The sequence below is a fragment of the Protofrankia sp. CiP1_Cm_nod3 genome, from assembly GCF_982290655.1.
On record NZ_CEVIVD010000124.1, the window covers coordinates 1 to 10,185 of the forward strand.

Consider the following 10,185-nt stretch of genomic DNA (forward strand, 5'->3'; position numbering starts at 1 on the left):
CCGCCGGGGGGCGGGCGGGGATGCAGGCAGGTCGACCGGCGCCGGTCGGTTGACCATGGCCAGCCAGATGTGCAGGGCGGCGATCCACAGCGCGGTGGCCCCGGCTATGTGCAGCTCCACCAGCGCGACCGGGATGCCGGTGAAGTACTGGACGAACCCGACGCCGGCCTGGGCGGCCGCGATGGCGGCGAGCGCGTTGCTCGCGCGGACCGCCTCCCGCGGCCCGCCGCCGGCACGCACCGCGAGGACCGTCGCGATGACCAGCCCGACCAGGAGCATCGCGGCGTCCGCGTGCAGCTGCGCGACATTGGTGATGTCGAACCCGAACCGTTTCGCCTCGGTGGAGTCCCCGCTGTGCGGCCCGGTGCCGGTGACCACCGTGCCGAGGACGAGCACCGCCCCGGCGACACCCACCAGCAGCCGGGCCAGCCAGCGCAGCTCGCGCCCGCCCGCCGGCCGGGCCGGGCCGGGGCCACAGCGGGCCCGGCGGTCGAGCGCCACGACGTCGAGCAGCAGCAGCATGGACAGCAGGAAGTGCCCCGCCACCAGCGCGGGATGCAGCTTGAACAGGACGGTCAGGCCGCCGAGCACCACCTGGCCGAGGAAGCCCAGCCACAGCCCGAACGCGAGCAGGACGAGGTCACGGCGGCGCTCGCGCAGCCGCAGCGACACCAGCGGCAGCAGCAGCATCACCGCCCCGACGGCGGTGGTCAGCAGCCGGTTGCCGAACTCGATCCAGCCGTGCACGGAGTACTCCGACTGCGTGACGAACGAGTCCTCGCCGCATCTGGGCCAGGTGGGGCAGCCGAGCCCGGAGCCGGTGAGCCGGACCGCGCCACCGGTGACCACGATCAGCGCGAGCAGCACGACGCTGACGCGGGTGAGCCGCTGGAAGACCACCGGACTCACCGTGGGTAGTCGTAGTGGCTGCCGCATGTTCATCCCCGTGGATACTACCGTCTGTAGAAGTCCGGGCCCGGCATCCTTGCTCCCACCGGCGCCCCTACTCCCATGTGAAGGTCATTCCCATCGTGAAGGTCATTCCCATCTGAAGGTGCGGGCCGCCAGCGCCAGGGAGCCGGCCGCCCAGGCGCACAGCACGACCAGATCGCCGACGGGCAGGCCGGCGCCGTCCCGCAGGACGGCCCGCAGGCCGTCGGAGGCGGCCGCGGTGGGCAGCGCCCGGCCCACCGCCTCCAGCCAGCCCGGCAGCTCGGACAGCGGGACGATCACCCCGCCGACGAGCAACAGCAGCAGGTAGACGCCGTTGGCCGCGGCCAGCGTCGCCTCCGCCCGCAGGATGCCCGCCATCAGCAGCCCCAGGCCGCAGAACGCGACGGTGGCCACCAGCAGGAGCAGCGCCACCCACCACGGCCGGCCATGCGGGTGCCAGCCGAGGGCGAACCCGACGGCGACCAGCACCGCGACCTGGATGATCTCCACGGCGACCACGGCCAGCGTTTTGCCCGCCAGCAGGACCGAGCGCGGCAACGGGCTCGCGCCGAACCGCCGCAGCACGCCGTAGGAGCGCTCGAAACCGGTCGCGATCGCCTGCCCGGTGAACGCCGTCGACATGACCGCGAGCGCCAGGATGCCCGGGACGAGGAAGTCCACCGAGCGGGCGCCGTCGGTGGGAAGCACGTCCACCGCGCTGAAGAACAGCAGCAGGCCGACCGGGATGACCAGGGTGAGCAGCACCGACTCCCCGCGCCGCAGCGTCAGCTTCAGCTCGATCAGCGTCTGCGCGCGCAGCATGTCCCACCGGCTCGCCGCCCCCGGTGAGGGACGCAGGTCCAGCGGCGCTCGCGCGCCCACGGCGGAGCGGGGGCCGGCGGCGGCCGGCTTGGCCGGCTTCCCGCTCCGGCCGCCGGTCGACACCTCCGTGTCGGTCATGCCCGCAACGCCGAACCGGTGAGTTCCACGAACACGTCCTCAAGACTGCGCTGTTCGACCTGGAGGTCCTCGGCCATGACGCCGTTGCCCGCGCACCAGGCGGTCACCGCGGCGAGCATCTGCGGGTCGACCTTCCCCTGTATGACATAGCGCCCGGGCGGTCCCTCCCTGGCGACGGTGCCGCTGGGCAGGGCCAGCTCCAGCCGGTCGATGTCGAGGCCGGCCAGCGCCCGGAACCGCAGCTCCCCCTTGGCGCCGCCGCTGGTCAGCTCGGCCGGGGAGCCCGCCGCGAGGACCTTGCCGTGGTCGACGATGACGACGTGGTCGGCGAGCTGCTCCGCCTCGTCCATGGCGTGGGTGGTCAGCACCACGGTGACCCCGGCCATCCGCAGCTGTTCGATCAGCTCCCAGGTGGCCCGGCGGGCCTGCACGTCCATGCCGGCGGTGGGCTCGTCGAGGAAGACCAGCTCCGGACGGCCGACGAGGGCCATCGCCAGGGACAGGCGCTGCTGCTGGCCGCCGGAGAGGCGGCGGTAGGGCACCCCGGCCATCTCGGCGATGCCGACGCGCTCGAGCAGGGCGGTGACGTCCAGCGGGTCACGGTGGTGCGCGGCGAGCAGAGCGAGCATCTCACCGGCGCGGGCGCCCGGGTACACCCCGCCGGACTGGAGCATGACCCCCACCCGTGGGTGCAGCGCGGGCCCGTCACGGGCGGGGTCGAGGCCGAGTACCCGCACGTGGCCGGCGTCCGGGCGGCGGAACCCCTCGCAGATCTCGATCGTGGTTGTCTTGCCGGCGCCGTTCGGGCCGAGCAGCGCCGTGACCGACCCCGCCACAACGGTCAGCGATAGATCGTTGACAGCATGTATGGCTCGGTCCGAGCGTGGCCAGTATGTCTTGACCAGGCTGGAAACCTCGAGTGCCAGGTCGTCCGCCACACACGCGATCCTACGGACCTTTGCCGTCGTAGGTGCGACCGGAACCCGCCCGGATACGGTCAGAACACACCGGCGGCCCGCCCGCGGCGCCCACCGGGCAGCCATCGGTGGCTGGGAACGGCCGGGAGCCGGGAAGGCCGAGAGCGAGCCCGAAGGTGCGGGAGAGCGGGGGAGAGCGGTGAACAGCGCGGGGAGCGGCTCCGGGAAGGGCGCGGGAACAGCGTCGGGAACCGGGAGCGGTACCGGGGGCCGGGAGCGCTGTCGGGGGCCGGGAACGGTCGGTGTCAGGGACGAGGTCAGGAACGGGCCTGGCCGCGCCGCCCGCGCGGCGGGGCAGGCCGCTGCCCGGCCCCCGGCTCGACGAGCGCGCCCCACGCGCGCAGCCGCTCGTAGAGCAGCGGCGGTGTCGTGCTGTAGAGCCGTGCCAGCGAGAGCAGGTCCGTGCGGCGCAGGCGTAGCACGTCCCGGGAGCTCTCCGAGCGCAGTACCTGCACGATCGCGATCCAGCGCCGCAGCGGGCCGGTCCGGGTCGGTGGCAGTTTGCGCAGCCGGTGCAGGTCGATGGCCAGCGGCGGCAGGCCGGCCAGCTCGGAGCGGTCCGTCTGGGAGGGGATGAGCACGACCGCGGCCACGTCGTAGAGCTCGGCGAGCTCCATCAGGCGGTGCACCCGCAGGGAGCGGCGCCCCCGCTCGTAGGCGCCCAGGGTGCCGGCGGTCCAGCGCCCGTTCGTACGTTCCTGGACGTCGACGAGGGACATGCCGCGCCGGTGGCGGGCGGCTCGCAGCCGGCGCCCCAGCTCCGCCGCGTAGTCGTCGCGCCGCGGGCTCGTGTCGGCACCGCTGGCCCTGCCGGCACTGGTGCCGGCGCTGGCCCTGGTGCCGGCCGTACCCACTCTGGCTCTACCGGTGCCGGCGCTGGCTTTACCGGCGCTGGCCCTGCTGGCGCTGGTGCCGGCCGTACCCACTCTGGCTCTACCGGTGCCGGCACCGGCCGTGCCGGTCGCGCCCGTGCCGGCTGTCCCGCCTGTACCGATACCGCCTGCATCGGCTTCGCCGCTGTCGGTGTCGGTACGGCTGGTGTTGGCGGCGTCCGGGATGGTTCCGGAGATGCCGGCCGGGTCAGCGTCGGGCTCAGGAGCGCTGTGGTCGGCCTCGGTCACGGTCTCCGTCCGGGTCGCGTCGGACCGGAGGCGCGTTCCGCCTCCGGCCACAGCCTGTCAGGAGTTGGTCTGTGAGATGGCCGGTTCACACGATGACAGCCGGATGCGGGTGGTCTCCGTGTGGTATCGCCGCGTACCGATATGCCGCCGTCTATACCGGCGCCGGGGGCCGCCGGCGAGTGTGGCGGATCAGACGCTCGCTCCAAGCGGACGCTCTTCGCCCAGCTCAGATGCCACGATGGTCGGGTACCGCGACAGATCACGTCGTACCGGCGGGCCGGGGGGTTAGACCCACGGCGGGAAATAAGGCACAGTGGTGTTGTGAAAAGCATGCCCGACACCTCCAACGGTACGGCGGCCGACGGCCGGACCCGTGACCGTGTCGCGCGCCTGCTCCTGGAGCTCGGCCCCTCGACCGCGGTCACACTCTCGGCACGCCTCGGCCTGTCGCCGGCGGCGATCCGCCGCCATCTGGACGCGATGCTCGCGGAAGGCACGATCACCACCCGGTCGGCCCGTAACCCCGGCCCGCGCGGCCGTGGCCGCCCGGCCCGGGTCTACCAGCTCACCGCCGCCGGCCACGCGGCCGGCCCGACCGCGTACGAGGACCTGGCCACCAGCGCGCTGAGCTTTCTCGCGGACGTCGCCGGCCAGGCGGTTGTCGCGGAGTTCGCCGAGGCGCGTGCCGCCGAGCTGGAGCGGCAGGTACGGGCCGCGGTCGCCCGGGCCGACCCGGCCGACCGGCCGGCGGCGCTGGCGGCGGCGATGTCCGCCGCCGGTTACACCGCGAGCACCTCGCAGCTGCCGACGGGCGTCCAGATCTGCCAGCACCACTGTCCCGTCCAGCATGTCGCCGAGCAGTTCCCCGAGCTCTGCGGCGCGGAGACCGCCGCGTTGTCGCGGCTGCTGGACTCGCACGTCCAACGGCTCGCCACCATCGCGCATGGTGACGGGGTGTGCACGACACATGTTCCGCTGGAGACCCGGGAACCCCAGCAGCCCGAGAAGAGCGGCGACGCCGCGGCACCCTCCACGGTCGTGCCGGTCGTGCCGGTCGGGACGCCGACGTCCGCGGCGGCCGTCAGCACACCTGGTTCCACACCTGTCACTCCCACCACCGCCACCTCTCTCACCTCCTCGGAGGGTCCTGCCATATGACCACCACTCCTGAGACCGAGATCGACAGCCGGCTTGAGGGCCTGGGTGCCTACAAGTTCGGCTGGTCCGACACGGACGCCTACGCGGCGACCGCCGAACGCGGGCTGTCCGAAGCGGTCGTCCTGGACATCTCGGCCAAGAAGGGCGAGCCGGAGTGGATGACCCAGCTTCGGCTGAAGGGTCTGAAGCTGTTCGGCCGCAAGCCCATGCCCACCTGGGGCGCGGACCTGTCCGGGATCGATTTCGACAACATCAAGTATTTTGTCCGTTCGACCGAGAAGCAGGCGGAGAGCTGGGACGACCTGCCGGCGGACATCCGCAACACCTACGACAAGCTCGGCATCCCCGAAGCCGAGAAGCAGCGTCTGGTCTCCGGCGTGGCGGCGCAGTACGAGAGCGAGGTCGTCTACCACAAGATTCGTGAGGATCTTGAGGAGCAGGGCGTCATCTTCCTCGACACCGACACCGGCCTGCGGGAGCACCCGGAGATCTTCCAGGAGTACTTCGGCTCGGTCATCCCGGTCGGGGACAACAAGTTCGCCGCGCTGAACACCGCGGTGTGGTCCGGCGGCTCCTTCATCTACGTCCCGCCGGGCGTGCACGTGGAGATCCCGCTGCAGGCGTACTTCCGCATCAACACCGAGAACATGGGCCAGTTCGAGCGGACTCTGATCATCGTGGACGAGGGTGCCTACGTCCACTATGTCGAGGGCTGCACCGCGCCGATCTACTCCTCGGACTCGCTGCACTCCGCGGTCGTGGAGATCGTCGTGAAGAAGAACGCCCGCTGCCGCTACACGACCATCCAGAACTGGTCGAACAACGTCTACAACCTGGTGACCAAGCGGGCCGCCTGTCAGGCCGGCGGCACCATGGAGTGGATCGACGGCAACATCGGCTCCAAGGTGACGATGAAGTACCCGGCGGTGTGGCTGCTCGGCGAGCAGGCCAAGGGCGAGGTGCTCTCGATCGCCTTCGCCGGCGCCGGCCAGCACCAGGACGCCGGCGCGAAGATGGTGCACGCGGCGCCGCGGACGTCGTCCACGATCGTGTCCAAGTCGGTGGCCCGCGGCGGCGGCCGCACCTCCTACCGCGGTCTGGTGCAGATCCAGGAGGGCGCGCACAACTCGCGGGCGACGGTGAAGTGCGACGCCCTGCTGGTCGACACGGTCAGCCGGTCGGACACCTACCCCTACGTCGACGTCCGCGAGGACGACGCCTCCATCGGGCACGAGGCCACCGTCTCCAAGGTCGGGGAGGACCAGCTCTTCTACCTGATGAGCCGCGGGCTGTCCGAGGACGAGGCGATGGCGATGGTGGTGCGCGGGTTCGTCGAGCCGATCGCCCGCGAGCTGCCGATGGAGTACGCCCTCGAGCTCAACCGACTGATCGAGCTGCAGATGGAAGGCGCGGTCGGCTGATGGTGACAGCTCCTGTCCACAACGGCTCACAGGGCTCACAGGGCGCGCCGGGGCTGCCGGGCTCGTCGGACGGGTCGTCCGCCGCCGCCGGCGGCACCGCCACCGCCACCGTGCCGGCGGGGTCGTCGACCGGCCTGCCGTTCGGCTCCCGGCCAGGGGTGGCCGCGGGCGCGCCGGCCGGGCGGCCCGACAGCCGGCCGCGGCTGGTGCGTTCCCGTGACCCGCAGGCGCATCCCGTCCCGACCGGGCGTGAGGAGGAGTGGCGGTTCACCCCGCTGCGCCGCCTGCGCGGCCTGCTCGCCGGCCCGGAGGCGACCGGCGCCGCCCTTGAGGTGGGCGTGCAGGCCCCGCCGCCGGTCACGGTCGAGCACGTCGGCCTCGACGACGCGCGTATCGGGCGGGTGCTGACCCCGGTCGACCGGGTGTCGGCGTTCGCGATGACCCGGGCCGAGCACGCGGTCGTGATCACTGTTCCCGCCGAGGCCGCGCCGGCCGAGCCGGTGGTCGTGCGGCTGCACGGTGGCGGCGGGGTCGCCTACGGGCATCTGGTCGTCGAGGTCGGCGCGTTCGCGTCCGCCACGGTGGTGCTCGACCACACCGGGGCGGCCACGTACGCCGGCAACGTCGAACTGTCGGTCGGTGACAGCGCGTCGCTGACGCTGGTGTCGTTGCAGGACTGGGACGCCGGCGCGGTGCACGTGGCCGCGCACGCCGCCACGGTCGGCCGGGACGCGCGGTTCCGCTCGTTCACCGTCACTCTTGGTGGTGATTTGGTACGTCTGTCACCCACGGTCACCTATGCCGGGCCCGGTGGGGACGCGGAGCTCTACGGGCTGTTCTTCACCGACGCCGGCCAGCACCAGGAGCACCGCCTGCTCGTCGACCACGGCCCGCGCTCGTGCCGCAGCCGGGTGGCCTACAAGGGCGCCCTGCAGGGCGACGGCGCGCACGCGGTGTGGATCGGTGACGTCGTGATCGGGGCGGACGCCGTGGGTACCGACACCTACGAGCTCAACCGCAACCTCGTCCTCACCGACGGTGCCCGGGCGGACTCGGTGCCGAACCTGGAGATCTCCACCGGGGAGGTCACCGGCGCCGGCCATGCCAGCGCGACCGGGCGGTTCGACGACGAGGCGCTGTTCTACCTGATGGCGCGGGGCATCCCGGCGGACGAGGCGCGGCGCCTGGTCGTCCGGGGCTTCTTCGCCGAGATCGTCGACCGGATCGAGATCGGCTCGCTGCGGGAGCGGATCACCGCGGCGGTCGAGGCCGAGCTTGGCGGGGTCGTGTAGTGGGCGGTTTCCAGCGGGTGTGTGCCCTGTCCGACCTGAGCGAGGACCTCCCGCTCGGGGTGGAGGTCGACGGCGAGCCGGTGTGCCTGGCGCTGTCGGGCGGGCAGGTCTACGCCATCCGTGACGAGTGCTCGCACGCCGACGTCATGCTCTCCCAGGGCGAGATCGAGGACGCGAAGATCGAGTGCTGGCTGCACGGCTCGCAGTTCGACCTCACCACAGGTGAGCCCCTGGGGCTGCCGGCGACCGAGCCGGTGCCCGTCTATCCCGTGAAGATCGATGGTGACGACGTTCTTGTGGACGTCGGGGAGTCATAGCGCACGGCGCGCGGCGCATGTCAGGGCAGCGCGCGGGCCCGGTGGGGCAGGCGCCCCACGGAGCGGTTCCCGCGGCGCGGGGCCACGGTGCGCGGCGCGCGTCACAGATAGCGGTTTGAGGAGACTGAACTAAAGTGTCGACCCTTGAGATCCGTAACCTCCACGTCTCGGTGGAGACCGACTCCGCCGAGGGGAGGGAGATCCTGCGCGGCGTGGATCTGACGATCCGCCGCGGCGAGACCCATGCGATCATGGGGCCGAACGGCTCCGGCAAGTCGACGCTGGCGTATTCCATCGCGGGCCACCCCAAGTACACGATCACCGAGGGGACGGTGACGCTGGACGGCGTCGACGTCCTCGCGCAGAGCGTCGACGAGCGGGCCCGTACCGGGATCTTCCTGGCCATGCAGTACCCCGTCGAGGTGCCCGGGGTGTCGGTGTCGAACTTCCTGCGCTCGTCGGTGACGGCCGTGCGCGGCGAGGCGCCCAAGCTGCGGACCTGGGTCAAGGAGGTCCGCGAGTCCATGGCGACGCTGGAGATGGACCCGGCGTTCGCCGAGCGCAGCGTCAACGAGGGCTTCTCCGGCGGTGAGAAGAAGCGCCACGAGATCCTGCAGATGGCCCTGCTCAAGCCGAAGATCGCGATTCTGGACGAGACCGACTCCGGCCTCGACGTGGACGCGCTGCGGATCGTCTCCGCCGGCATCGAGTCTGTCCGGTCGGCGGGGCAGACCGGTATCCTGCTGATCACCCACTACACCCGCATCCTGCGGTACGTGAAGCCGGAGTTCGTCCACGTGATGGCCGGCGGCCGCATCGTCGACTCCGGCGGCCCGGAGCTCGCCGCAGTCCTGGAGGACACCGGCTACGACCGGTACGTGAAGACGACCGAGCCGGCCGGGACGGCGGCGTGACGATGACCGATACGGAAACCGACCCGAGGACCGGCAGCAGGCCTTCGCCCATCCTCGCCGGGGTGGGCGGGCCGAGGTCCGGCTACGACGTCGAGCGGGTCCGCAAGGACTTCCCGATCCTGGCGCGGCGGGTCCACGACGACCGGCCGCTGGTCTACCTCGACAGCGCGGCGAGCTCGCAGAAGCCCACCCGCGTCCTCGACGCCGAGCGGGACTACTACGAGCTGCACAACGCCAACGTCCACCGCGGCATCCACACGCTCGCCGAGGAGGCCACCGCGCTGTACGAGAACGCCCGGGACAAGATCGCGGCGTTTATCGGCGCCCCCCGGCGCGACGAGATCGTCTTCGCCAAGAACTCCTCCGAGGCGCTGAACCTCGTCGCCTACGCGATGAGCAACGCGGCGGTGTCCGGCCCGGAGGCGGAGCGGTTCCGGCTCGGGCCCGGCGACGAGGTCGTCATCACCGAGATGGAGCACCACTCCAACCTGGTGCCGTGGCAGATGCTGTGCCGGCGGACCGGGGCGACACTGCGCTGGATCGGCATCACCGACGACGGCCGCCTCGACCTCTCCACCCTCGACCAGGTGATCAACGAGCGGACGAAGCTGGTCTCGTTCGTGCACCAGTCGAACATTCTCGGCACGGTCAACCCGGTCGCGACGCTGGTCGCCCGGGCCCGCGAGGTCGGCGCGCTCGTCGTGCTCGACGGCTCCCAGTCCGTGCCGCACATGCCGATCGACGTGACCGCGCTGGGGGTGGACTTCCTCGCCTTCACCGGCCACAAGATGTGCGGGCCGACCGGTATCGGCGTGCTGTGGGGCCGCAGCGAGCTGCTGGAGGTCATGCCGCCGTTCCTCGGCGGCGGCGAGATGATCGAGCTGGTGACGATGGAGTCGTCGACCTACGCCGACCCGCCGCACCGGTTCGAGGCCGGCACGCCAATGATCGCCCAGGCGGTCGGTCTCGGCGCCGCCGTCGACTACCTGACGGATCTCGGCATGGACGCCATCGCCGCGCACGAGCACGACGTCACCGCCTACGCCCTCGAACAGCTGACCGCCGTACCCGGGCTGCGGATCATCGGGCCGG

General features: G+C 71.8%; 9 protein-coding genes and 1 pseudogene. 6 read left to right on the top strand and 4 right to left on the bottom strand.

The genetic code is table 11. The features are described from left to right. The 4 genes from AC5LUJ_RS19010 to AC5LUJ_RS19025 form a co-directional block, all read right to left on the bottom strand. A partial coding sequence (locus AC5LUJ_RS19010; protein ID WP_493465404.1) for a COX15/CtaA family protein occupies positions 1 to 936 on the bottom strand: 936 nt, incomplete at its 3' end. A gap of 102 nt (positions 937 to 1,038) precedes the next feature. After that, on the bottom strand, positions 1,039 to 1,893 hold the full coding sequence (locus AC5LUJ_RS19015) for an ABC transporter permease (RefSeq protein ID WP_493465405.1): 855 nt from the start codon (positions 1,891 to 1,893) through the stop codon (positions 1,039 to 1,041). Further along, the gene (locus AC5LUJ_RS19020; protein WP_250283293.1) at positions 1,890 to 2,831 is read right to left on the bottom strand and encodes an ABC transporter ATP-binding protein; all 942 of its coding nucleotides are present in this window, start codon (positions 2,829 to 2,831) and stop codon (positions 1,890 to 1,892) included. Before AC5LUJ_RS19020 ends, AC5LUJ_RS19015 begins: the two co-directional genes overlap by 4 nt. 296 nt (positions 2,832 to 3,127) lie before the next feature. Further along, positions 3,128 to 3,628, bottom strand: a complete 501-nt coding sequence (locus AC5LUJ_RS19025) for a transcriptional regulator (RefSeq protein ID WP_250283329.1) — start codon at positions 3,626 to 3,628, stop codon at positions 3,128 to 3,130. Between the two features lie 693 nt (positions 3,629 to 4,321). Between AC5LUJ_RS19025 and AC5LUJ_RS19030 the strand changes: the two genes are divergently transcribed. The 6 genes and pseudogenes from AC5LUJ_RS19030 to AC5LUJ_RS19055 form a co-directional block, all read left to right on the top strand. Then, a complete protein-coding gene (locus AC5LUJ_RS19030; RefSeq protein ID WP_250283291.1) occupies positions 4,322 to 5,149 on the top strand; it encodes a helix-turn-helix transcriptional regulator in 828 nt (275 codons plus the stop codon). Next, the gene (gene sufB / locus AC5LUJ_RS19035; RefSeq protein WP_250283290.1) at positions 5,146 to 6,570 is read left to right on the top strand and encodes a Fe-S cluster assembly protein SufB; all 1,425 of its coding nucleotides are present in this window, start codon (positions 5,146 to 5,148) and stop codon (positions 6,568 to 6,570) included. The genes AC5LUJ_RS19030 and sufB overlap by 4 nt, the downstream gene beginning before the upstream one ends. Then, positions 6,570 to 7,862, top strand: coding sequence for a Fe-S cluster assembly protein SufD (sufD, locus tag AC5LUJ_RS19040; protein WP_493465406.1), 1,293 nt, complete (start codon positions 6,570 to 6,572; stop codon positions 7,860 to 7,862). The genes sufB and sufD overlap by 1 nt, the downstream gene beginning before the upstream one ends. Further along, positions 7,862 to 8,179: a non-heme iron oxygenase ferredoxin subunit gene (locus AC5LUJ_RS19045; protein WP_250287467.1), complete on the top strand. Its 318-nt coding sequence runs from the start codon at positions 7,862 to 7,864 to the stop codon at positions 8,177 to 8,179. Before sufD ends, AC5LUJ_RS19045 begins: the two co-directional genes overlap by 1 nt. A gap of 134 nt (positions 8,180 to 8,313) precedes the next feature. Continuing rightward, positions 8,314 to 9,093 (top strand): Fe-S cluster assembly ATPase SufC, encoded by a 780-nt coding sequence (gene sufC, locus AC5LUJ_RS19050; RefSeq protein WP_250290701.1) that lies wholly within the window; start codon positions 8,314 to 8,316, stop codon positions 9,091 to 9,093. A gap of 80 nt (positions 9,094 to 9,173) precedes the next feature. Continuing rightward, positions 9,174 to 10,185, top strand: a pseudogene (locus AC5LUJ_RS19055) (SufS family cysteine desulfurase); the annotation flags it as partial.